The 23,529-nt window shown below is 38.3% G+C and carries 19 protein-coding genes and 1 other RNA gene; 16 read left to right on the forward strand and 4 right to left on the reverse strand.

Annotated elements, in window-relative coordinates; genetic code table 11:
• The first annotated feature begins 24 nt into the window (after positions 1-24).
• Positions 25-1,398: an ATP-dependent RNA helicase DbpA gene (gene dbpA / locus GWI68_RS04345; RefSeq protein WP_166539489.1), complete on the forward strand. Its 1,374-nt coding sequence runs from the start codon at positions 25-27 to the stop codon at positions 1,396-1,398.
• 109 nt (positions 1,399-1,507) lie between these two features.
• Here the strand turns inward: dbpA and ampG are convergent, their stop codons facing one another.
• Together ampG and GWI68_RS04355 are read right to left on the reverse strand one after the other, a co-directional pair.
• Positions 1,508-3,028, reverse strand: coding sequence for a muropeptide MFS transporter AmpG (gene ampG, locus GWI68_RS04350; protein ID WP_166539490.1), 1,521 nt, complete (start codon positions 3,026-3,028; stop codon positions 1,508-1,510).
• Between the two features lie 55 nt (positions 3,029-3,083).
• On the reverse strand, positions 3,084-3,662 hold the full coding sequence (locus tag GWI68_RS04355; protein ID WP_109407983.1) for a YajG family lipoprotein: 579 nt from the start codon (positions 3,660-3,662) through the stop codon (positions 3,084-3,086).
• 339 nt (positions 3,663-4,001) lie between these two features.
• Between GWI68_RS04355 and bolA the strand changes: the two genes are divergently transcribed.
• From bolA to GWI68_RS04400, 9 genes are all read left to right on the forward strand, one after another.
• Positions 4,002-4,316 carry a transcriptional regulator BolA gene (bolA, locus tag GWI68_RS04360; RefSeq protein WP_109407982.1) on the forward strand — a complete coding sequence of 105 codons (315 nt, stop codon included), beginning with the start codon at positions 4,002-4,004 and terminating at the stop codon, positions 4,314-4,316.
• 321 nt (positions 4,317-4,637) lie between these two features.
• Entirely contained in the window at positions 4,638-5,942 is a 1,305-nt protein-coding gene (gene tig / locus GWI68_RS04365) for a trigger factor (RefSeq protein ID WP_166539491.1), read from the forward strand.
• A 256-nt stretch (positions 5,943-6,198) separates the two neighbouring features.
• Positions 6,199-6,822 carry an ATP-dependent Clp endopeptidase proteolytic subunit ClpP gene (gene clpP / locus GWI68_RS04370; protein WP_004245088.1) on the forward strand — a complete coding sequence of 208 codons (624 nt, stop codon included), beginning with the start codon at positions 6,199-6,201 and terminating at the stop codon, positions 6,820-6,822.
• Between the two features lie 144 nt (positions 6,823-6,966).
• Positions 6,967-8,238: an ATP-dependent protease ATP-binding subunit ClpX gene (gene clpX, locus GWI68_RS04375; RefSeq protein WP_036932880.1), complete on the forward strand. Its 1,272-nt coding sequence runs from the start codon at positions 6,967-6,969 to the stop codon at positions 8,236-8,238.
• A gap of 260 nt (positions 8,239-8,498) precedes the next feature.
• Positions 8,499-10,859 carry an endopeptidase La gene (gene lon, locus GWI68_RS04380; protein WP_109407980.1) on the forward strand — a complete coding sequence of 787 codons (2,361 nt, stop codon included), beginning with the start codon at positions 8,499-8,501 and terminating at the stop codon, positions 10,857-10,859.
• 214 nt (positions 10,860-11,073) lie between these two features.
• Complete coding sequence (gene hupB / locus GWI68_RS04385; RefSeq protein ID WP_036911695.1) at positions 11,074-11,349, forward strand: nucleoid-associated protein HU-beta; 276 nt, start codon at positions 11,074-11,076, stop codon at positions 11,347-11,349.
• A gap of 476 nt (positions 11,350-11,825) precedes the next feature.
• Entirely contained in the window at positions 11,826-13,703 is a 1,878-nt protein-coding gene (gene ppiD, locus GWI68_RS04390; RefSeq protein WP_166539492.1) for a peptidylprolyl isomerase, read from the forward strand.
• A gap of 287 nt (positions 13,704-13,990) precedes the next feature.
• A complete protein-coding gene (locus GWI68_RS04395) occupies positions 13,991-14,362 on the forward strand; it encodes a helix-hairpin-helix domain-containing protein (protein ID WP_243733293.1) in 372 nt (123 codons plus the stop codon).
• A gap of 245 nt (positions 14,363-14,607) precedes the next feature.
• Positions 14,608-15,012 carry a thioesterase family protein gene (locus GWI68_RS04400; protein ID WP_166539493.1) on the forward strand — a complete coding sequence of 135 codons (405 nt, stop codon included), beginning with the start codon at positions 14,608-14,610 and terminating at the stop codon, positions 15,010-15,012.
• A gap of 149 nt (positions 15,013-15,161) precedes the next feature.
• Here the strand turns inward: GWI68_RS04400 and queC are convergent, their stop codons facing one another.
• Entirely contained in the window at positions 15,162-15,860 is a 699-nt protein-coding gene (gene queC / locus GWI68_RS04405) for a 7-cyano-7-deazaguanine synthase QueC (RefSeq protein WP_166539494.1), read from the reverse strand.
• A gap of 158 nt (positions 15,861-16,018) precedes the next feature.
• Between queC and GWI68_RS04410 the strand changes: the two genes are divergently transcribed.
• The 5 genes from GWI68_RS04410 to amtB all read left to right on the forward strand — a co-directional run bounded on the left by GWI68_RS04410 (position 16,019) and on the right by amtB (position 21,935).
• Entirely contained in the window at positions 16,019-16,480 is a 462-nt protein-coding gene (locus GWI68_RS04410) for an Lrp/AsnC family transcriptional regulator (protein ID WP_036911686.1), read from the forward strand.
• Positions 16,481-16,536: 56 nt separating this feature from the next.
• Complete coding sequence (locus GWI68_RS04415) at positions 16,537-18,282, forward strand: SmdA family multidrug ABC transporter permease/ATP-binding protein (protein ID WP_166539495.1); 1,746 nt, start codon at positions 16,537-16,539, stop codon at positions 18,280-18,282.
• Complete coding sequence (locus GWI68_RS04420) at positions 18,269-20,056, forward strand: SmdB family multidrug efflux ABC transporter permease/ATP-binding protein (protein ID WP_166539496.1); 1,788 nt, start codon at positions 18,269-18,271, stop codon at positions 20,054-20,056. Before GWI68_RS04415 ends, GWI68_RS04420 begins: the two co-directional genes overlap by 14 nt.
• 235 nt (positions 20,057-20,291) lie before the next feature.
• Positions 20,292-20,630 carry a P-II family nitrogen regulator gene (gene glnK / locus GWI68_RS04425; protein ID WP_109407974.1) on the forward strand — a complete coding sequence of 113 codons (339 nt, stop codon included), beginning with the start codon at positions 20,292-20,294 and terminating at the stop codon, positions 20,628-20,630.
• Positions 20,631-20,642: 12 nt separating this feature from the next.
• Positions 20,643-21,935, forward strand: a complete 1,293-nt coding sequence (gene amtB, locus GWI68_RS04430) for an ammonium transporter AmtB (RefSeq protein ID WP_166539497.1) — start codon at positions 20,643-20,645, stop codon at positions 21,933-21,935.
• A gap of 43 nt (positions 21,936-21,978) precedes the next feature.
• Here the strand turns inward: amtB and tesB are convergent, their stop codons facing one another.
• The gene (gene tesB, locus GWI68_RS04435) at positions 21,979-22,854 is read right to left on the reverse strand and encodes an acyl-CoA thioesterase II (protein WP_166539498.1); all 876 of its coding nucleotides are present in this window, start codon (positions 22,852-22,854) and stop codon (positions 21,979-21,981) included.
• 320 nt (positions 22,855-23,174) lie between these two features.
• On the opposite strand from tesB, the gene ffs reads away from it, so the two are divergent.
• Positions 23,175-23,271: signal recognition particle sRNA small type (gene ffs, locus GWI68_RS04440), an RNA gene on the forward strand.
• Positions 23,272-23,529 lie beyond the last annotated feature (258 nt).

Genomic DNA, 23,529 nt, shown 5'->3' on the forward strand with positions numbered 1-23,529 from the left:
TTTACTTTACTTGGAATTTTCATTGTGACCTCATTTGCTGAACTTAACGCCCTTCCTGCAGAACAACTCGCTAACCTTAATGAACTGGGTTATTTAACTATGACTCCTGTTCAAGAAGCCGCTTTACCCGCTATTCTTGCAGGAAAAGACGTCCGTGCTCAGGCAAAAACAGGTAGTGGTAAAACGGCTGCTTTTGGTTTGGGGGTATTACAACATATTGATGCAAAACAATTTAATACCCAATCATTAATTTTATGCCCAACAAGAGAGCTTGCCGATCAAGTTGCAAATGAATTACGTCGCCTTGCTCGTTATTTGCCTAATATTAAAGTATTAACTCTATGTGGCGGAGTTCCCTTTAGTATTCAACGTGATTCATTAATTCACGCTGCACATATTATTGTGGCAACACCAGGTAGATTACTTGATCATCTGAAAAAAGAGACTGTCAATTTAGATGATATAAAAACGTTAGTGCTTGATGAAGCTGACAGAATGCTGGATATGGGATTTTTTGATGATATCAATGATATTATTTCTCGTATGCCAACGATTCGCCAAACTCTGCTTTTTTCCGCAACATGGCCAAATGAAATCGCTGCAATCAGTCGTAAAATACAGCAAAACCCTATCACTATTGAAATAAATTCAGTTGATGAGCTCCCAGCTGTTGAACAGCAATTTTATGAAATATCTCGTCATGGCAAGATCGGATTGTTGCAAAAATTGTTAAGTCGTGAACAACCAGCTTCCTGCGTGGTGTTCTGCAATACAAAAAGAGATTGCCAAGATGTGTATGAAACACTGACAGAAAGCAATCAAAGTGTGCTTGCTTTACATGGTGATATGGAACAAAGGGAACGTGACCAAACTTTAATTCGTTTTTCTAATGGGAGTTGTCGTGTGTTAGTTGCAACGGATGTTGCGGCTCGTGGACTTGATATTAAAGCGTTAGAAATGGTGATTAACTACGAATTATCGTGGGATCCTGAAGTGCATGTTCACCGAATTGGTCGAACAGCTAGAGCGGGTGAAAGTGGGTTGGCTATTAGCTTTTGCGCACCAGAAGAAATTCAGCGTGCTAATGCTTTAGAAGAAATGCTTCATATGAAGATAAATTGGTTACCTGTTCCTACAGGTCTACAAATTGCGCCACTTGAAGCAACGATGGCAACATTATGTATCGATGGTGGTAAAAAAGCCAAGATGCGCCCAGGCGATATTTTAGGCGCATTAACCGGAGATATGGGTCTTAATGGTGCTGATATTGGCAAAATTATGATTAATCAGACACATGCTTATGTTGCAGTAAAACAATCAATTGCTAAGCAAGCTTGGAAACAGTTACAACAAGGTAAAATTAAAGGTAAATCGGTCAAAGTCAGACTATTTAGATAATTTAAATAATCAGTAACTTTTTTTACTAATACCAAAATTAATATAAATATAAAGAAAAAGGACAGTTTAGACTGTCCTTTTTTCGTTAACTGCACTAAATATAACAAAATTAATGTGTTGTTATTCTGAGTGCTAAATAATCTAATATTGTGCCTACAACGAGGCTTATTGCACCAACAACAACACCATATAAAAACAGTGATGAAGCCCAATGGCCTAATAATTTATTATTTATTGATTGAATAAAATCAATAGATTGGAACATCTCTAAACTAGATAATGAATTGGTAATAACGAGAATTAAGCTACAAATAAAGAAGAAAACGGCGAGTACCAAACCATAGAGAGCAAAGCGGTATTGTTTTATAAATTGTGTTCTTCTCAGAAATTCGCCTGTTTTTTGCGTGTACATAAGCGTATTTTTTGAAATCATCAGCAAAATAAGGCCAGGAACTGAAGCTACGATAGAGAAAAGATAAAACGCCTCCCAGCCATGACTTTCGACATACCAACCCGCAACAGGGCCTACATAAACACGACCAATGGCGGATAGCGCTGAAAGAAGTGCGAATTGTGTTGCTGAAAAAGAAAGATGACAAAGAGTCATTAAAAGTGCAACGAATGCAGCCGTACCCATTCCTCCACAGATATTCTCAAAAGCGACTACGGCACCCATGCTATAAATGTTTTGTTCTGAGATAGCGAGATACCAATAGCCAATATTTGAGCCACCTTGCATTATTCCAAAAATCATTAGTGCTTTAAATAAGCTCCAACGGCGCATTAATAAGCCACCTAATAAGGCACCGATAATCGTGGCAGCAAGTCCTAATGTTTTGTTGACTAAACCAACTTCTCCAGCATCAAAGCCTGCGCCACGAATAAGGAATGTGGTACTTAAACTCAGTGCAAAAGCATCGCCCATTTTATAGAGAACAATGAGGAGTAAAATAAGCCAAGCATTATTACGAGAGAAGAATTCAGCTAAGGGTTCAATTACGGCTTCATAGAGTGTACGAGGGGGTTTTACCGCAGTTTCTGGCTCTTGGGCGAGTAGTGTGGCAATAATACCAATTCCCATTAAAGCAGCCATTAACCAGTACATATTTTGCCAGCCAATATATTTATCAGCGAGCCAAAGTGCCATACCACCAGAAACAAGCATTGCAATGCGATAGCCTAATACAGAAACTGCCGCCCCAGTACCACGTTCATCGGCCTTTAAAATATCTGTTTTATAAGCATCAAAGACAATATCTTGTGAAGCTGAACAAAAAGCGACAATGACAGCTAAAGAAGCAAGCCACCATAAATGATCATTAGGGTTTAAAAACCCCATTCCTGCAATACCCATTACCAACCCTATTTGGGTAAGTAACATCCATCCTCGACGACGCCCAAGAAAAGAGGGCGTATAGCGATCCATAAAGGGTGACCAGAGGAATTTAAAGACATAAGCTTGCCCCACCAATGAGAAGAAACCAATGGTTTTTAAATCAATGTTTTCTACTGTCATCCATGCTTGTAATGTACCTGCGGTTAATGCAAGTGGTAATCCAGAAGTAAAGCCAAGTAACAGTAAAATAAATGATTTGTACCAAGTGGTTTGTTTGAAGGCAGGCTGAACCATGCAAGAATTCCTTTCGACGACCTGTTTAAGATAACAGGTCGTTTATTCTAATAAATTAACGGGCGTTAGATTTGATAAATTGACTGACTGAAGCGTCTTTTGCCATATCGCTAACGAGCTCACTTAAGACATTATTAATTGCAGCCGCAATTTTCTCATTAGTTGCACCAAATGGCCCTTGAACATTGTAGCTAGTACGGAATGTTTTGGTATTAGAACTGCCATTTGGCAAGGTAACAATAACTGAGATATCTGCTTTCGCACTAATATTATGGCGAACACTTCCTTCACCTACATCAGCGTTGAGTTTATTGATAACAATAATTACATCAGCGCTAGCAGGAGAACCCACCATAAAACCACGAGCTGTCATTTGTTTTTGCAATACTTCTTGCATTAAAAATGCAATATCACGAGTTGGAACAAGTATTTCCAGTTTTCCATTACGGTTAATCTCCGCTAGGTTTTTGGATGTACGTTTGTCTTGGCTTGAAATATTCAGTGAAATTGGGCGCATGGTTGGATCGGCCGCAGGGACTGACATTACAGGCTCAATAGAGAGTTTATTACTAGGAGTTGCACAACCTGAAAGCAGTGTTAATGCAAAAACAGCACAGAGTAAATTTTTAATCATGAGGTAATCTCGGTTAAATATGTCTGTTGTGTTAACAAGTAGAATAGGCTTCAAACTTTAGCCTATCATACCACTGCTGATAAGTTGCTAATATCCCTTTAACGAACGAAATTATCTGATTTTATCAATTGATTTTATTTCAAATTAACCTCATTTTTGCTCGTGAATTTGACAATATTCGGCCAATGGTTTTACTCAAGATGAAAAATAAGCGATTATCATCAGCAAAATAAAAAAGAATGAGTTCATCATTTTGTATTGATAAAGACTTAATCAATATAATCTGGTCGACTTATTTTTTGTTCGCCATGATATAAAGGCAGAGTATTAGGGGCAGAAATGATCCGTGATGATATTGAGAATAAGCTGATTTCACGCTTTTCACCGCATTTTTTACAAGTAATAAACGAAAGCCATCGCCATAATGTGCCTGAAGGCTCTGAAAGTCACTTTAAAGTCATTATTGTTAGTGATGAATTTAATGACAAGCGCAGCGTCTCACGCCATCGTGGTGTGTATCAAACCTTAGCTCATGAAATGGAAAATGGTGTTCATGCTCTCGCATTGCATACTTTTACGTTGAGTGAATGGAATGAACAACAGGATAAAGCATTACGCTCTCCTGGATGTCGTGGTGGGAGCCAAGAAGATTAACAATGTTATCGTTAATCGTGAATAAATAGATCCTAAGATGCGTATTTTTTGTTCTTTATAGAGGGAAAAAGGGGCGACTTACTCGATTTTATGAAAAAATTGAGGAATAAAACGGCTCTTTCTCGACTCAACCCCTCTAGATCGTTATAATGTCGCGTCTAATTTTCAGTAAGGTTTCGGGATGCTTCTGATATCAGGGATCCTCGTTTTTTTAAATGTGGCGGCCCCGGTTCTGAAAGGAAAATAAATCTAAATATGCCAATGTCATATTAGTTTCCTTTAAAGTAGACCGAGCACTAAAACTTATTTTGAGGTAACAAGATGCAAGTTTCTGTTGAAACGACTCAAGGCCTAGGGCGTCGTGTCACAATCACCGTACCAGCCGCTGATATCCAAACTGCTGTAGACAGTGAACTGAAAAAAGCTGCTAAAACTGTTCGCATTGATGGTTTCCGTAAAGGTCACGTTCCAATGTCTATGGTTAAACAGCGTTACGGTATGTCTGTACTGAATGATGTTCTTGGTGATTTAATGTCGCGTAATTTCATTAACGCTATCATCGAAAACAAAGTAAACCCAGTTGGCGCGCCTGACTACAAACCAGAGCAATACAAAGAAGGTGAAGACTTTGTTTACTCTGTGGAATTCGAAGTTTTCCCAGAAATCGAACTGAAAGGTCTGGAAAGCATTGAAGTTGTAAAACCCGTTGTCACAGTTAAAGACGAAGACGTTGATAACATGTTAGAAACACTGCGTAAGCAACAAGCAGAGTGGAAAGACAAAGACGGCGAAGTTGCAGCAGAAGATCGTGTAACTGTTGATTTCAATGGTTCTATTGACGGTGAAGAATTCGAAGGCGGAAAAGCTGAAGATTTCGTACTGGCAATGGGTCAAGGTCGTATGATCCCAGGTTTTGAAGAAGGCGTTATCGGTCATAAAGCTGGCGAAGAATTCACAGTCGATGTGACTTTCCCAGAAGATTACCACGCTGAAAACCTGAAAGGTAAAAAAGCACAATTCGCTATCAACCTGAAAAAAGTTGAAGAGCGTGAACTGCCAGAATTAACTGAAGAGTTCATCAAGCGTTTTGGTATTGCTGATGGTTCTGTTGATGGTTTACGTGCAGAAGTACGTAAAAACATGGAACGTGAACTGAAAAATGCAATCCGTACTCGTGTTAAAACACAAGTTATTGATGGCTTAGTTAAAGCAAACGAAGTTGACGTACCAGCAGCCGCTGTAGACAGCGAAATTGAAGTTCTGCAACGTCAAGCAGCTCAACGCTTTGGTGGCGACGAGAAACAAGCTCTGCAATTACCACGTGAACTGTTCGAAGAACAAGCTAAACGTCGTGTAATCGTTGGATTATTGTTAGGTGAAGTGATCAATAGTAATGAACTGAAAGCAGAAGACGAGCGTGTTAATACACTGATCGACGAAATGGCTTCAGCTTACGAAGATCCATCAGAAGTTGTTGAGTTCTACAACAAGAACGAACAACTGATGAATAACATCCGTAATCTTGCATTAGAAGAGCAAGCGGTAGAAAAAATCTTAGCAAATGCTAAAGTAACTGAAAAAGAGACTAACTTCACTGAACTGATGAACGAAGTTCAAATGGGTTAATTTTTAACCGCGATATCGGTTTTAAGCAAAAACCCGTGGTTTTTACCACGGGTTTTTTTCAGTTTGTATATATTTATCAAAATTAGCCTTGAAATCTGAGCGATTATCTCCAGATAATTCTATATTCTCTTTATCACTCCTCGCGAGGCGCCTTGAATGTCTTGTGAGAGATTAGATCATTAGAAATGGTCATGATCAATTATCTCAAGTAAAATTGTTGTCATTGGCACCAATAAGAATGCAATAGGAGACAGACATGTCATTTAACGACACACAGGAACAATTCGCACCTAATATGGCTCTGGTGCCGATGGTTATAGAGCAAACTTCGCGAGGAGAGCGTTCTTACGACATTTATTCACGTTTATTAAAAGAACGTATCATTTTCCTGACTGGCCAAGTTGAAGATCACATGGCTAATCTGATCGTCGCTCAAATGCTGTTTTTAGAAGCAGAAAACCCAGAAAAAGACATCAATTTATATATTAATTCACCAGGTGGTGTGATTACTGCGGGTATGTCCATCTATGACACCATGCAGTACATCAAAGCGGATGTCAGCACGATTTGTATGGGACAAGCGTGTTCAATGGGCGCTTTCTTATTATCAGCTGGTGCAAAGGGTAAACGTATTTGCTTACCTAACTCTCGTGTGATGATCCACCAACCATTAGGTGGTTACCAAGGTCAGGCAACAGATATTCAAATTCATGCGCAAGAAATTTTGAAAGTAAAATCGCGTATGAATGAATTAATGGCTCAGCATACGGGTAAATCTATTGAAGAAATAGAAAGAGACACTGAGCGCGATCGTTTCTTATCCGCTAACGAAGCGTTAGAATACGGATTAGTGGACAAAGTCTATACACAACGTAGTTAATTACAGCACGTTGTAATAGCAAATGAATTAATACGTTTTCTTTGTTAGCCTTTAATCCAAAGGAAACGGCTAGCAATATCTATGTAAAAAAGTCTTTCTTCTTCTTATAACCTGATAAGAAGAATAACTAAGTGAGGTTGACTGATGACAGATAAGCGCAAAGATAGCTCAGGGAAGCTTCTGTATTGCTCTTTCTGCGGTAAAAGCCAGCATGAAGTAAAGAAATTGATTGCTGGTCCGTCGGTTTATATCTGTGATGAATGTGTTGATCTTTGTGTCGATATCATTCGTGAAGAAATAAAAGAACTGGCGCCTCATCATGAACGCAGTGAATTGCCGACGCCACATGAAATTCGTAAGCACCTTGATGACTATGTTATCGGTCAAGAATTGGCTAAAAAAGTTCTGGCTGTTGCCGTTTATAATCACTATAAACGCCTGCGTAATGGCGATAAAGCCAATGGTGTTGAGCTAGGAAAAAGTAATATTTTGCTGATTGGACCTACTGGTAGTGGTAAAACGCTATTAGCAGAAACATTAGCACGCTACCTAGATGTTCCTTTTACTATGGCAGATGCCACTACGCTGACAGAAGCAGGCTATGTGGGCGAAGATGTTGAAAACATTATTCAAAAACTGCTACAAAAATGTGATTACGATGTGCAAAAAGCACAACGTGGTATTGTTTATATTGATGAAATTGACAAGATCACTCGTAAATCTGAAAACCCATCAATCACACGCGATGTGTCTGGTGAAGGTGTACAGCAAGCATTATTGAAACTAGTTGAAGGAACGGTGGCTTCAGTTCCTCCACAAGGTGGACGTAAGCACCCACAACAAGAGTTTTTACAGGTTGATACCTCTAAAATCCTCTTTATTTGTGGTGGTGCATTTGCTGGCCTTGATAAAGTTGTTGCACAACGTTTAAATACACACTCTGGTATTGGTTTTGGTGCAGAAGTCAAAAGCCAAAAAGAAAAAGCCAGCGAAGGTGAATTATTAGCCCAAGTTGAACCAGAAGATCTGATTAAATTTGGACTTATTCCCGAATTTATTGGACGTTTACCTGTTGTTGCGACATTAGGTGAGTTAAACGAAGATGCACTGATCCAAATCTTACAAGAACCTAAAAATGCACTGACAAAACAATATCAGGCATTATTTAAGTTAGAAGGAGTGGATTTAGAATTCCGTAAAGAAGCGCTGACTGCAATCGCGAAAAAAGCCATGGTGCGTAAAACAGGTGCTCGTGGTTTACGCTCAATTGTTGAAGCTGCATTACTTGATACGATGTATGACCTTCCTTCATTTGAAAATGCAGAGAAAGTTGTTATTGATGAAGGTGTCATCAATGGAAAATCTGAGCCGTTGATTATTTATAGTCAACCAGAAAACCAGGCATCAGGTGAATAATGCATCGTAATTTGGCAATGTCTCTTATCTGACATTATCTGTAATTTTCTCTTAAATAGACGAGAAATTTAAGATAAAGCGCGCCAACGCAATAAAAATGAGGGAATTTTCCCTCATTTTGTTTTTTTAATGGGTAAGGCTATTGAATGTCAGAAAAGTGCCCTTATATATTTTGACAATCCGTGGAATTAATTTTATTTGGTGACATGCGAATAAAATTACCTGTAAAAGCGTTAAGCTAAAAACGAAGAGAGAGCTCTATGAATCCTGAGCGTCCAGAATGTATTGAAATACCTGTATTGCCACTACGTGATGTTGTTGTATATCCACATATGGTAATCCCGTTGTTCGTTGGTCGTGAAAAATCAATTCATTGCTTAGAAGCGGCGATGAACGACAACAAACAAATTATGCTGGTTGCGCAGAAAGATGCATCTACTGACGAACCAGGTGTTAATGATCTTTTTTCTGTTGGTACAGTGGCGTCTGTTTTACAGATGCTAAAATTGCCTGATGGAACAGTAAAAGTCCTTGTTGAAGGTATTCGTCGTGCCAAAATTACGATGTTATCTGATAATGGTGAGTACTTTCAGGCGAAAGCAGAATACCTTGAAACGCCAGCGGTTGATGAGCGTGAACAAGAAGTCTTAAATCGTACAACGATTAATCAGTTTGAAGGTTATATCAAACTGAATAAAAAAATTCCGCCAGAAGTATTGGCTTCATTACATGCTATCGAAGAATCAGCAAAATTAGCAGATACCATTGCTTCTCATATGCCGCTGAAACTGAAAGATAAGCAAGCTGTACTTGAAATGTCTGATGTGACTGAACGCCTAGAGTACTTAATGGCGATGATGGAATCAGAAATCGATCTGCTACAAGTCGAAAAACGCATTCGTAACCGTGTTAAAAAGCAGATGGAAAAAAGTCAGCGAGAGTATTATCTCAATGAACAAATGAAAGCGATCCAAAAAGAGTTAGGTGAGATGGATGATGCACCTGATGAAATGGAATCGCTGAAACGTAAAATCGACGCTGCAAAAATGCCAAAAGAGGCAAAAGAAAAGACAGAAGCAGAACTTCAGAAATTAAAAATGATGTCGCCAATGTCAGCAGAAGCTACAGTTGTACGTAGCTATATCGATTGGATGGTTCAAGTTCCTTGGAATAGCCGTAGCAAAGTTAAAAAAGACTTAGTGAAAGCGCAAGAAGTGCTTGATACTGACCATTATGGTTTAGAACGTGTTAAAGAGCGTATCCTTGAATATCTCGCGGTACAGTCTCGTGTTAGCAAAATCAAAGGACCAATTCTGTGCTTGGTTGGACCTCCAGGTGTGGGTAAAACCTCTCTGGGCCAATCTATTGCTAAAGCAACAGGCCGTAAATATGTTCGTATGGCGTTAGGTGGTGTACGTGATGAAGCTGAAATCCGTGGTCACCGTCGTACTTACATTGGTTCTATGCCTGGTAAATTAATTCAGAAAATGGCAAAAGTTGGTGTGAAAAACCCACTTTTCCTATTAGATGAAATTGATAAGATGTCATCAGACATGCGAGGCGATCCTGCATCTGCACTGCTAGAGGTGTTAGATCCAGAACAGAATATCGCATTTAACGACCATTATTTGGAAGTTGATTACGATCTGTCTGATGTTATGTTTGTGGCGACATCTAACTCCATGAACATACCGGCACCGTTGTTAGATCGTATGGAAGTTATTCGTTTATCGGGTTATACCGAAGATGAAAAGCTGAACATCGCTAAACAGCACTTGTTACCAAAACAGATTGAACGTAATGCATTAAAACCAAGTGAGCTGACAATCCATGACAGCGCCATTATGGGCATTATTCGTTATTACACTCGTGAAGCGGGTGTGCGTAGTTTAGAACGCGAAATTTCTAAATTATGTCGTAAAGCAGTGAAACAACTGCTGATGGATAGCACAATCAAACATATTGAGATTAACGAAGATAATCTCAAAGACTATTTAGGTGTTCGTAAAGTGGACTACGGTCGTGCTGATACTGAAAACCGAGTAGGTATGGTGACAGGACTTGCATGGACAGAAGTTGGTGGTGACCTACTGACAATTGAAACAGCTAGTGTACCAGGTAAAGGCAAACTAACATTCACCGGTTCTTTAGGTGAAGTTATGCAAGAGTCTATCCAAGCAGCAATGACAGTTGTTCGTGCTCGTGCGGATAAACTGGGTATCAATAGCGATTTCTATGAAAAACGTGATATGCACGTACACGTTCCTGAAGGTGCGACACCAAAAGATGGTCCAAGTGCGGGTATCGCAATGTGTACTGCATTGGTATCAAGCCTAACAGGTAACCCTGTACGTTCGGATGTTGCAATGACGGGCGAAATTACGTTACGCGGACAAGTATTGCCAATTGGCGGACTGAAAGAAAAGTTACTTGCTGCACATCGTGGTGGAATTAAGACTGTTCTTATCCCAGATGAAAATAAACGTGATTTAGAAGAAATTCCTGAAAATATTGTTGCTGACCTGGATATTCACCCGGTGAAAACAATTGAGGAAGTTTTATCGTTAGCCCTACAAAACTCGCCGTTTGGCATGGAAATTGTGACGGATAAATCACACTAAAAAGTGATGCTAGTCATAAATTATAGCTAAAAAAAAGGCTGGATAAGTAATAAAAGCTTGCCAGCCTTTTTTTGTGTCGCTAATTTAATGGGGATTTTAATTAATAATGCTGTTTTATCGGTCTTGCTATATCTAAAAAGGCTTGATATAACGACGTTTGCAAAATTTGCCATTAATGGTGAAAAATAACGCATAAAATTATGGGGATGAAAGCGTGAATAAAACTCAACTGATCGACAAAATTGCTGCAAATGCAGATATCTCAAAAGCGGCAGCTGGTCGTGTTGTAGATGCTCTGGTTGCTTCTATCACTGAATCTTTACAAAAAGGTGATGATGTAGCATTAGTAGGTTTCGGTACTTTTACTGTACGTGATCGTGCAGCTCGTACTGGCCGTAACCCACAAACTGGTAAAGAAATTCAAATTGAAGCTGCAAAAGTTCCTGCATTCCGTGCAGGTAAAGGCTTAAAAGACGCAGTTAATCAATAATAGTTGAACGAACTTTCTGCCAAAGGGTTATTAACTTAACGTTATGGATAAACAGAAAACGACTCAATTAAAAAATGAAGCGCATCTTTTTGAGATGCGCTTTTCTTTTTTTAGGTGTTAAATCACGATTAAACCTTGAATTCTCTGGCGATAAGACGTGAAACTAAAGTAGTCATTTGATAGAATGTCGCGTTGTTCTATAACTGAAATAGACAACAATGAATGATTCAGTGGTGAGTTAAATGGTTATCGTAATCAATGAATCAAATAATGCTGTTTAGTTTTCTTAGTGATAGAAAGTGCGTGTTTAAGACTGCACATTGAATACGGGACTGGCTGTTTTTAACGATTGTCGCGTGTCGCGATATTTTGATATTAAGCCAGCATGGGCATATTATCTTTTCGCTGTGCTCAAAATAGTCGTGTAACACTCATAAAAATAATTTTTATTTCACCAAACGGAGCCTCGTCTCGTTATGATGGACAACATTCGTTCAACTGCTAATAATCCATTTATCAAGATATTATTAGCTGTGATCATCCTCTCTTTCGTCCTAACTGGTGTGGGCGGATATCTCTTTAGTTCTGGCGTTAATGATGCTGCGGAAGTTAACGGGTATAAAATTAGCCGTTCTCAATTAGAGCAAACTTACCAACAACGTCGCGCTCAGTTACAACAAGATATGGGTGAAAACTTTGCTGCTCTTGCTTCATCAGAAGAAGGTCAGAAACTAATCCGCCAACAATCACTTGATTTGCTTATTAATCAAGCATTACTAGATCAATTTGCACAAAATCTTGGTATTTCAGCGGGCGATCAACAAATTAGAGATGCAATTTTTGCGCTTCCTTACTTTCAAACTGATGGTAAATTTGACAATAAAAAATACGTCGATTTATTGAAAGGCAATAATATTGATGCAGATGCATTTGCTGAAGGTATTCGCCAAAATCTGATCAATCAGCAATTAAGATTCTCTATCCAAGGCACTGATTTTGCCTTAGAGAGTGAAGTTAAAGAATTTGCAGGACTGATGCTGCAAAGTCGTAACGTACGCTTAGCGTCATTAGATATTCAGCCATTCCTTGAAAAAGAAACGGCATCAGACGACGAAGTGAAGGCGTTCTATGAACAAAATAACCAAATGTTTATCGCGCCAGAGCAATTTAAAGTCAGTTATATTCAATTAAATGCTCAAAAAGATCTTAATAGTATTAATATTACCGATGATGAAGCAAAAGCGTATTACGACAGCAACATCGATGAATTTACTGCTGCGGGACAGAAACAATACAGCATCTTAGTATTAGCTGATGAAGCTGCCGCAAAAGCAGCAGAAGAAGAGCTGAAAAAAGGTGCAGACTTCGTTACGTTAGTCAAAGAGAAATCAGTCGATGCTTTCTCCGCCAAACAAAATGGTTCTTTAGGTTGGATAACTATCGGGCAAGAATTACCAGAACTGGCTAATGCGAGCTTGACAGAAAAAGGCCAACTTTCTGCGCCTGTTAAAATCAGCAATGGTTACGCAATTTTCCGCCTTGATGATATTAAACAATCTGTCGTAAAACCGTTTGACGAAGTGAAAACAGATTTACTGGCAAAAATGCGCGAAAATAAAGCTATCGATGATTTCTTTGCATTGCAACAACGCGTGAGTCAGGCTGCCTCTAATGATAACGACACATTAGCACCTGCTGCTAAAGCGGGTAATGTGACAGTTGTTGATACAGATTGGTTTGATGAAAATAGCGTACCAGCACCATTAAATAATGAAAAACTGACCCAATTAATTTTTGGTGGCTCATTAGTTGATGAAAATGGCCCTATGGGCATGAACTCAGATATGGTGACGTTAGGTAATGATAGTGCATTTGTCGTGCGCGTAGAGGGTTATAAGCCTTCTGCAAGCCTACCGTTAGATAAAGTGCGTGATCAAGTTGTTATGCTTGTTAAACAGCAAAAAGCATCGCAAGCAATGAATACACAGGCGCAGAAAATTTTAGCTGCGTTAAAAGAAGGCAAAGGTGATGAAGCACTAAAAGTGGCTAACCTTTCCTTTGGTGATGTGGAAAGCATTGTTCATTCATCTGCGACAGATGCAGTTCAAACCGCTATTTTTGCTATGCCTAAACCTGCTGACGGCAAAAAAGAATATGGTATGACTAATGTGCCAGGCACTAAGGTTGTCTTTATTCAATTAGATAGCGTGACAGATGGTAAACCAACATCAGAGCAATTAGAGTTTATGGCTAATCTCTATCGTGCACAGATGGGCGAAGAAGCCTTACAACTGATTTTACGTGACTTAAAAGACAACGCTAAAATTGAGATCTTTGACAAAGATTATCAATAAGTTATCTTTAAATCTTAATAGAAACCCAGCTTAGGCTGGGTTTTTTTATGAATATCAAATATTGATATTGAGTGTTTATATCTATTTTTCTTAAAAAAGAATATTTGAGAGCAACCCCGATAATTTTTCTGTAACTCAGCTTTTGTTCATTTTATTTTTCCTATTCTCTCGACATTTTATTTTTATGTAATTGCAGGTTTATCAATATCTTGTCATTATTTTTTTGCATTCAGAAAACACTGTTTGCTATTGAATTTAAAATTATTTTATAAAAGGAAATTATGATTATGACGATGGATAAAAAAGTGTTATCAGGATTTATGGCTTCAATCTGCCTTGCTTTAGGACTAGGACTTTCACCGCTTTCTTATGCAGAAGAAACACCTGTTTCAACCCCCTCGATTTCTATTGAAACGAGCACATCTGTTGATAAAGAAGCAAAAGAAGTAAAAGCAAATGTAGAAGGTAAGGTTGATTTAAATACAGCAACGGTTGATGAGTTAATGGGGCTTAAAGGTATTGGTAAAGCGAAAGCTCAAGCTATTATTGATTACCGTGAACAATTGGGTCGATTTACCTCTATTGAACAACTTGAAAAAGTATTTGGCATAGGGATGAAATTAGTCGAACAAAATCGTGATTTTATCGTCATAAACTAATGAGCTAATTTGCATTTTATATTGTATGTAGCACGTTTATTGAAAAGATAAATATTGTTTAATAACTTGTGTTTCTCTTCGTAATAAGAGAAACACATTTCCATGAATTGATTTGTTAAATGGAGTGAAAGATAAAAGAGCTAAATTGAGATATTACTAAATTTATTTTTTTGACTATATTTATTGTATCGCAAAGAAACGTTATCAAAAATTTTAATATAACAATCAAGAGGTAATGAGTTTGTATGAGTACATTAATTAAAGTTTATGGTTTTCATTTGGATGTTTTTGAACACGTGAATAATGCACGTTACCTTGAGTTTTTAGAACAAGCCCGATGGGATTGGATTGAACAACATTTAGATTTTGCTTGGTTTAAGCGCAATGGTTTGGCGTTAGTGGTCGCTAATATCAATATTAATTATCGCTTACCAGCAAGTCTTGGTGATGAGTTGATTATTGACTGTGAAGTTGCTGAAGTCGGAATTAAAAGTGGTGTACTGTCTCAAAAAATAGTCAGAAAAAAAGATGGTGCGCTTATCTCTGATGCATTAATCACTTTTGTTCTTGTAGACATCAATACCAAAAAAGCACTGACCTTAACGGATCAGCTAAGAGAAAAACTAGAGTATGTGCGCCAATCATCATAATACGAAGTGATTTCGTATTATAAATAAAAATAATGCGGTCAAGATGAGTTAACTTAACGTAATTTAAGGCAGTGGTAATACATGAGAGGTTATCACTGCCTAAGCCAACAAGTTGCAGTGATAACAAACAGTGGACGATATTACAGTAACTATTTTAACCCTACTTTCTGTTTCATTGCCTGCATGATTTGCGTTTTATCAGCTAAATAAGTGTTTAATCCGCGTTGTCTTAAATGGCAAGCTGCACATTCGCCACAGCCATCACCTTGAACACCGTTATAGCAAGTCAAGGTTTCATGACGAACAAAATCTAATTTTTGGTAATAATCTGCTAATGCCCAAGTTTCAGCTTTATCTAGCCACATTAATGGAGTGATGAATTTAATATCACGTGCAATACCTAAATTGACTGCATGATTTAGTGCTTTGACAAATTCATCACGACAATCAGGATAGCCTGAAAAATCAGTCTCACAAACTCCTGTAATGACACTTTCAGCCCCAATTTGGTAAGCGTAAATAGCAGCTAAAGTGAGGAAAAGAATATTTCTACCCGGTACAAAGGTACTTGGAATATCACTTTCTTCACTTTCTTTGAAATCAGGGACAGGTATATTGTCGCGAGTTAAGCTACTGATAGCGAGTTCATTGAGTAAATTTACATCCAAAACTTTATGCGCAGTTGCCCCCAGTAATTGACTTACTCTTTGTGCTACCTCAATTTCTTCTTTATGGCGTTGCCCATAATTAAATGTAATGCAATGTACTTCATCGTACTTTTCTTTTGCTTGAATAAGGCATGTTGTCGAATCTTGTCCACCGCTAAAGACAACGACCGTTTTTTTCATCGGAATACTCCTGAAAATTGAATTTACATAAGGATTAGTACGCATAAAAGTACATATATTATGACAATTTATTACCGATTTATCATTAGATGATTACTCTTATAGTAAGGGGCAGGTTATCATTATTTTTTGTAGGGGCATATTTTGAAGGAGTATCTATGTTAGATAAGATTGACCGTAAATTATTAGCGCTATTACAGGAAGATTCAAGCCTCTCACTGAATACTTTGGCTGAGGCTGTTAACCTAACCTCAACGCCTTGCTGGAAACGATTGAAACGACTTGAGGATGAAGGGTATATTCGTAAGCGAGTTGCCCTACTTGATAGTGAAAAAATTGGGCTAGGTCTAACAGTTATTGTTATGATTAGAACACAGCAACATAATAGCGAATGGTACGAACAATTTGTTTCATTTGTTAAGCAAATGCCAGAAGTACTGACATTCTATCGAATGGCGGGTGAGTGTGATTATCTAATGCATGTTGAAGTGGTAGACATGAAAAGTTACGACTTGTTTTATAAGCGTATGGTTAATGGTGTACCAGGTCTTATTGACGTGACTTCTAACTTCGCAATGGAAAAAATTAAATACACAACGGCAATGCCGATACCTGAATAAGGTTCATCTTTACCAACTGGCACTTTTATTTTTTGTATAACCTTAGGATTTAAGGCGTGGCTCTATTTTCACAGCTCAGTTGGTATTTCCTCAGTGAATGGCGTCGTTATGTCGGTGCTATTTTTTTATTGATGGTTATCGCAGTATTACAGGTGATCCCTCCTAAAATTGTAGGGATCATTGTGGATGGTGTTGATAACCATAGTCTGTCGTTTAGCCAAGTAATGAATTGGGTTGGCGTGATGGTGTTAATTGCCCTCGCGGTTTATCTTTTGCGTTATTTTTGGCGACTTTGGTTATTTGGTGCTTCTTATCAATTAGCCGTAAAACTGCGAATGCAGATTTACCAACAGCTTAATCAGCAATCCTCTTCTTTCTATCATCGTTATCGTACTGGCGATTTGATCGCTCGTACCACGAATGACGTTGATAAAGTCGTTTTTGCAGCTGGAGAAGGCGTTCTAACTTTAGTTGATTCAATGGTAATGGGACTTGCTGTACTTGTGATGATGAGCATCCAGTTAAGCTGGGAGCTGACACTAATTTCACTATTACCTATGCCACTAATGGCCATTTTGATTAAACGTTATGGTGATAAGTTACATAGCCGTTTTAAAACTGCTCAGGCACTTTTTTCTTCACTGAATAATCAAGCACAAGAAAGCCTGAGTAGTATTCGCATGATCAAATCATTTGGACTTGAACAACAGCATGCTTCTCGTTTCGATGATGTTGCAAAAGAAACTGGGCGTCAAAATATGCGAGTTGCGAGAATTGATGCTTTGTTTGATCCCACCATTTTTATGGCGATCGGTTTTGCTAATTTACTCGCAGTTGCTGGTGGGAGTTATTTGGTACTCAATGACAAAATGACATTAGGTGAGTTAACCAGTTTTGTTATGTATTTAGGTCAAATGATTTGGCCTATGCTAGCGCTGGCATGGATGTTTAATATTGTTGAACGTGGTAGTGCTGCCTATAGCCGAATTAATAGCTTATTGAATGAAAAACTCGATATGATTGATGGTGATTTATCACCAAAACAAGGTCGAGGGATATTGTCTGTTGATATCGACCGCTTTCAGTATCCTGAACAAACAACGGATGTGCTTAAGAATATTCATTTCACCTTATCTCCTGGCGATATGTTGGGAATTTGCGGGATGACTGGAAGTGGAAAAAGTACACTACTTACCGTTATTCAACGACTTTACGATGTAACTGAAGGTGAAATTTGTTTTCAATCCATACCTATTTATCAATTAAAACTCGATGAATGGCGAGCGCGTTTAGCTGTGGTTAATCAAACACCTTTTTTATTTTCAGATACCATTGCAGGAAATATTGCATTAGGGCGTCCTAATGCAACTAAAGACGAAATTGAAGCGGTAGCTAAATTGGCCAATATTCATGACGATATTCTGCGTTTACCTGAAGGGTATCAAACGCAGGTAGGTGAAAAAGGTGTGATGCTATCTGGTGGGCAAAAACAGCGTATTTCTATTGCGCGAGCGCTACTCTTAGATGCGGAAATTTTGTTATTAGATGACGCATTATCTGCCGTTGATGGACAAACTGAATATCAAATTTTACAAAATTTGTCGCAATGGCGAAAAGATAGAACGTTGATTATCAGTGCACATCGTTTATCTGCTTTGGTTGGTGCTACTAATATCCTAGTGCTAAAACAAGGCGAAATTGTAGAACAAGGTACGCATCAACAATTAATTTCAATACCTGGTTGGTATCAAGATATGTACCATTATCAGCAATTAGAGGCCGCGCTGGATGACGATAAGTAAAAATAAATCCGTTAAAGCGCTATTCCCTGCATTAAAGCGTCTTTTAACTTATGGTAAAACCTATCGCAAGCCTATGACATGGGGCGTCATTATGTTGTGGGTAGCCGCAGTTGCAGAGGTGGGTGGCCCATTAATTGTTGGTTATTTCATTGATCAAAAAGTGGCTACGAATAATGTTGAATTAACATCTTCATTAGGTTTGGCATTGGCGTTTATTCTTTTACAAATAATAGCTGCGACACTTCATTATTATCAGGCAATTGTATTTAATCATGCAGCTGTTGGGGTTGTACAACAATTACGCACAGATGTGATGAGCGCGGCACTAAAACAGCCATTAAGTGCTTTTGATAATCAACCCGTAGGCCAATTAATTTCTCGTGTAACGAATGATACCGAAACAATTAAAGATTTGTTTGTTAACGTCTTACCGACATTGTTCCGTGCCATTGCGTTAGTGGTTGTTATGTTAATTGCTATGTTCTTATTAGAGTGGCAAATGGCATTGGTAGCGATGACTATCTTCCCAGCAGTTATTGGTGTGATGATGCTTTATCAGCGGCTCAGTACACCAATAGTCCGTAATGTACGCCATTTTCTTGCCAATATTAATGATGGTTTCCATGAAGTTATCAATGGAATGTCAGTGATCCAGCAATTTAGGCAACAAGCTCGATTTGGTCAAAGAATGTCGGATGATAGCTGGCAGCATTATCAAGCCCGTATGAAAGCATTAAAACTCGATGGGCTGTTATTGCGCCCTTTGCTAAGTATGCTCTCTGCGTTGGTTTTATGTGGCTTATTGATGCTATTTGGCTATCAAGGCAGTGCGGTTATTGGTGTTGGGGTGATTTATGCGTTTATTAGCTATTTGGGGCGATTAAATGAACCGTTAATCACATTGACATCACAGCAGTCCATTTTGCAACAAGCGGTTGTTTCAGGTGAACGTGTTTTTGAATTGATGGATGCACCTACACAACATTACGGCTCATCATCACATATCATTACCCAAGGCAATATTGATGTTAATTCCTTATGGTTTGCCTATCGTGATGAACAATGGGTATTAAAAGATATCAATTTAACTATTCCTTCTCGCCATTTTGTGGCATTTGTTGGACATACAGGGAGTGGTAAAAGTACGTTAGCAAGTCTGTTGATGGGAAATTACCCTTGGCAAAAAGGGAATATTTATTTAGATGGGCAACCTTTAGAGGATTATTCTCATTATGCATTGCGTAGTGGTATTGCTATGGTGCAGCAAGATCCGGTTTTATTATCAGGTTCGTTGTATGACAACATTACATTAGGGCGAGAATGTGAAGAGTCACATTTATGGCAGGTATTAGAAACAGTACAGCTTGATCAATGGGCTAAAGCATTACCAGAAGGATTACAAACAGAACTTGGCGAACAAGGTAGTCGCTTATCTGCGGGGCAAAAACAGTTACTTGCATTAGCTCGTGTATTATTAATACCACCTCGTATTCTTATTCTTGATGAAGCAACAGCAAATATTGATTCAGGAACAGAGCAAGCCATCCAGAAAGCATTAAAAGTAGTAAGAGAAAAAACAACCCTGATTGTTATTGCTCATCGACTTTCAACTATTATTGAAGCCAATGAAATCGTGGTGCTTCATCGTGGTGCAATTGTTGAGCAGGGTGATCACATGGAATTACTCTCACAAAAAGGGCGATACTATAATATGTTTCAATTACAGCAGGTTAGAGAATCTTTACAAGAACAAGATCCTGTTGAAGTAGAATAATTGACTTAAAATTAATATTTGATTTTTTTAGAGGGCACATAAAATTATGTGCCCTTTTTTATTTCCCAACTATTTTGCTTTTATCAAAATAGCAGGTTTATGTCTGCACCAATACGGTGAATTTATTGGTTTTATTTTTCAATAATTAAAATTTTTATTTAAATATCAATACATTAAAAATTGGCATGTCTTTTGCTCTATAAACATTGTTCTTTCTTACATCGACGAGGTTTATATGAAATATATCATCGCCATAATTAAGCCATTTAAATTAGAAGAGGTCAGAGAGTTACTTTCTGAGTTAGGTATAAAAGGGATGACAATCAGTGAAGTAAAGGGATATGGGCGGCAGAAAGGGCATGCAGAGCTTTATCGAGGGGCCGAATACGAAGTTAATTTTCTTCCCAAAGTGAAAATAGAACTCGCCATTAGTGATGAGCAACTTGAGCCTGTTATACAAACGATTATGCAAGCGACAGATACGGGCAAAGTGGGGGATGGCAAAATTTTTGTTTTGGAATTATTACAAGCTGTTCGTATTCGTACGGGTGAATTTGATGATGAGGCTCTTTAAAGGAGAATTTCGATGAAAAGCTTACTTTCTTTATTATTAATGTTAGTGCTTACAAACTTTTCTTTATCAGCATTTGCCTCTGAAATCTCGGTTATCAATAAAGCTGATAATGGTTTTATGTTGATTTGCACTGCACTGGTCTTTTTTATGACTATCCCTGGTATTGCCCTGTTTTATGGGGGATTACTGAGAAGTAAAAACGTACTTTCATTGATAACACAAGTGATGATGATCTTTAGTGTTGTGATCATTCTTTGGATAACTTTTGGCTACAGTTTAGCTTTTACTGCGGGTAATAAAGTGTGGGGTGGGTGGTCACTTACTTTCTTAAGTAATATTTCTTTGGCGTCAGTTTCAGGTTCAATTAATCAATATGTACACATTGCTTTTCAAGGCTCTTTTGCTGTAATAACGATTGCCTTGATTGTTGGAGCACTGGGTGAGCGTATCCGTTTTTCAGCGTTGGTTATTTTTACGGTTATTTGGTTTACGTTTTCTTATATTCCGATCGCTCATATGGTATGGGGAGAAGGTGGCTGGCTAATTGATGATGGCGCACTTGATTTTGCAGGCGGAACCGTGGTTCATATCAATGCAGCTGTTGCTGCCCTTGTTGGTGCTTACTTACTCGGTAAGCGACGTGATTATCAACACTTAGCCCTTAAGCCTCATAATTTACCAATGGTATTTATTGGAACGGCTGTGCTTTATATTGGTTGGTTTGGTTTCAATGCAGGCTCTGCGGGAAGTGCAAATGCAATTGCAGCCTTAGCATTTTTGAATACAGTGATTGCAACAGCAGGGGCAGTGCTTTCTTGGACTGCATCAGAATGGATCACTAGAGGAAAACCATCAATGTTAGGCAGTTGCTCTGGTTGTATTGCTGGACTGGTGGCGATTACGCCAGCTGCAGGCACTGTCGGTGTTATGGGCGCATTATTTATTGGTGTTACAGGTGGAATTATCGGACTTTGGGGTGTTGTTATTTTAAAACGGTGGCTAAAAGCTGATGATGTTTGTGATGTTTTTGGCATTCATGGAACTTGTGGCATTGCGGGATGTTTATTAACGGGGATATTTACGGCTTCATTTTTAGGGGGAGTGGGCTATAGCGATGGTATGACATTAAGCAAGCAAGTTTTAATACAGTTAATGAGTGTTGTTATTACAGTGATTTGGTCAGGAGTTGTAGCTTATCTTAGTTTTAAAATCGCAGATAAGCTGGTGGGATTACGAGTTTCTGAAGAAGAAGAGCATGATGGATTAGATTTAACCTCTCATGGTGAACGTGCTTATCAGCAGTAATTGTCTATTCCCCCTCTTTTGAGGGGGGAATATGCTTATTTAATTATTTTGTATATTTAGGGCGTTTTTGACGAATAACTCCCTCTTGAACGGATGAAGCAACTAATTGGCCATTCGTGTTAAAGAATTTACCTCTAACAAATCCTCTTCCTCCTGATGCCGATGGGCTTTCAATCACATACAGTAACCAATCATCAATGCGGAATGGACGGTGAAACCACATTGAATGGTCTATTGTCGCTACTTGAAGGCTTGGATCCATAAATCCTAAACCATAAGGTTGGAGAGCTGTGGGTAAGAAGTCAAAATCAGAAACATAGCCCAACATATATTGATGTAAAAAAGGATCTGATGGCATTTCACCACGGCTGCGATACCAAACATAGCGTTCAGCGGGTGCTTTAGAATAGCCAAAAGGGCTAAAGTATTGTACTGGGCGTGCTTCAAAAGGAGTTTCTCGTAATGCTAAAGATTTAATCGGCTCTGGTAATTTAGGTGCCAATTTTTTCAAAATATCATCTTGTGAGATAAGCTCATCGGGAAAAGGAACATCAGGCATTGCATCTTGATGTTCAAAACCTTCCTCAAACTCTTGAAAAGAAACCGTCATATAGAAAATAGGCTTACCCTGTTGGATAGCACTGACTCTACGAGTGCTAAATGAACCTCCATCACGGATAAATTCTACATCATAAACGATAGGCTTATGGCTATCACCGGGGCGTAAAAAATAGCTGTGAAAGGAATTAATATAGCGATTATCTGCAATAGTTTGTTTTGCTGCATACAGTGCCTGTCCTACAACTTGACCACCAAAAACTTGTGGTAATCCTAAATCTTCACTTTGCCCTCTAAATAGACCTTCTTCTATTTTTTCAAGTGCCATTAAATTGATGAGATCTTTCAATGCTTGACTCATAGTGTACCTGTACCATTAGATCGGGTTATTTTTTATAAAGTGATTATATACAATCCTAAGAATATAAAAAAACAATCTCCTTTTTATCTTCGGTAGCAATCTAATGATAAATGAACATGGGTAATGAGATTATTGTTTATGGCTTCACTTTAGGACGGGGAGGATATCAAGAAAGGCAAAAAGAGTGTTAAAGGTCGATGAATAAGAGATAAGCCTTAATTTGGGTAATTAATCATCACTTAGGCTCACTGTCCTTGCTATTTTTGTGAGTTTAAAACATAATGCGTGACGTCTTAGCAATAAGACAATCTATGGGGTCTTGTTGGTTCTCCCGCAACGCTAACTTGTTAACTCGGTCAGGTCCGGAAGGAAGCAGCCATGGCAGGTGTCGCGTGTGCCGGGATGTCGCTGGCAAGGCCCCACCCAATTTCTAGCCTTCTAAAATTTATCTCTTCTTATTTTTTCACTAACTAATAATGCTTTTTGTGTGTTATTTCCCCGTTTTTGAATATCAATATTACGTATGTAGAAAATAATAAATTCAATGTCTGGATGCATTATTAGAAAATAGCTGATGATATTTATAATATGAAAGGGGGATTTTGAGTAAGATAATGCAGTCATGCCGTAATAAGTTAACGGCATGATGGTGTGTAATCATTCTACTGATAAGAA

It is taken from the genome of Proteus sp. G2669 (assembly GCF_009915245.1).
Taxonomy (GTDB): Bacteria; Pseudomonadota; Gammaproteobacteria; order Enterobacterales; family Enterobacteriaceae; genus Proteus.

Bases quoted from the DNA above. Each gene is read 5' to 3' on its own strand.
- ampG (WP_166539490.1), bottom strand. From the start codon at position 3,028: ATGGTTCAGCCTGCCTTCAAACAAACCACTTGGTACAAATCATTTATT.
- GWI68_RS04355 (WP_109407983.1), bottom strand. From the start codon at position 3,662: ATGATTAAAAATTTACTCTGTGCTGTTTTTGCATTAACACTGCTTTCA.
- bolA (WP_109407982.1), top strand. From the start codon at position 4,002: ATGATCCGTGATGATATTGAGAATAAGCTGATTTCACGCTTTTCACCG.
- tig (WP_166539491.1), top strand. From the start codon at position 4,638: ATGCAAGTTTCTGTTGAAACGACTCAAGGCCTAGGGCGTCGTGTCACA.
- clpP (WP_004245088.1), top strand. From the start codon at position 6,199: ATGTCATTTAACGACACACAGGAACAATTCGCACCTAATATGGCTCTG.
- clpX (WP_036932880.1), top strand. From the start codon at position 6,967: ATGACAGATAAGCGCAAAGATAGCTCAGGGAAGCTTCTGTATTGCTCT.
- lon (WP_109407980.1), top strand. From the start codon at position 8,499: ATGAATCCTGAGCGTCCAGAATGTATTGAAATACCTGTATTGCCACTA.
- ppiD (WP_166539492.1), top strand. From the start codon at position 11,826: ATGATGGACAACATTCGTTCAACTGCTAATAATCCATTTATCAAGATA.
- GWI68_RS04395 (WP_243733293.1), top strand. From the start codon at position 13,991: ATGACGATGGATAAAAAAGTGTTATCAGGATTTATGGCTTCAATCTGC.
- GWI68_RS04400 (WP_166539493.1), top strand. From the start codon at position 14,608: ATGAGTACATTAATTAAAGTTTATGGTTTTCATTTGGATGTTTTTGAA.
- queC (WP_166539494.1), bottom strand. From the start codon at position 15,860: ATGAAAAAAACGGTCGTTGTCTTTAGCGGTGGACAAGATTCGACAACA.
- GWI68_RS04410 (WP_036911686.1), top strand. From the start codon at position 16,019: ATGTTAGATAAGATTGACCGTAAATTATTAGCGCTATTACAGGAAGAT.
- GWI68_RS04420 (WP_166539496.1), top strand. From the start codon at position 18,269: ATGACGATAAGTAAAAATAAATCCGTTAAAGCGCTATTCCCTGCATTA.
- glnK (WP_109407974.1), top strand. From the start codon at position 20,292: ATGAAATATATCATCGCCATAATTAAGCCATTTAAATTAGAAGAGGTC.
- amtB (WP_166539497.1), top strand. From the start codon at position 20,643: ATGAAAAGCTTACTTTCTTTATTATTAATGTTAGTGCTTACAAACTTT.
- tesB (WP_166539498.1), bottom strand. From the start codon at position 22,854: ATGAGTCAAGCATTGAAAGATCTCATCAATTTAATGGCACTTGAAAAA.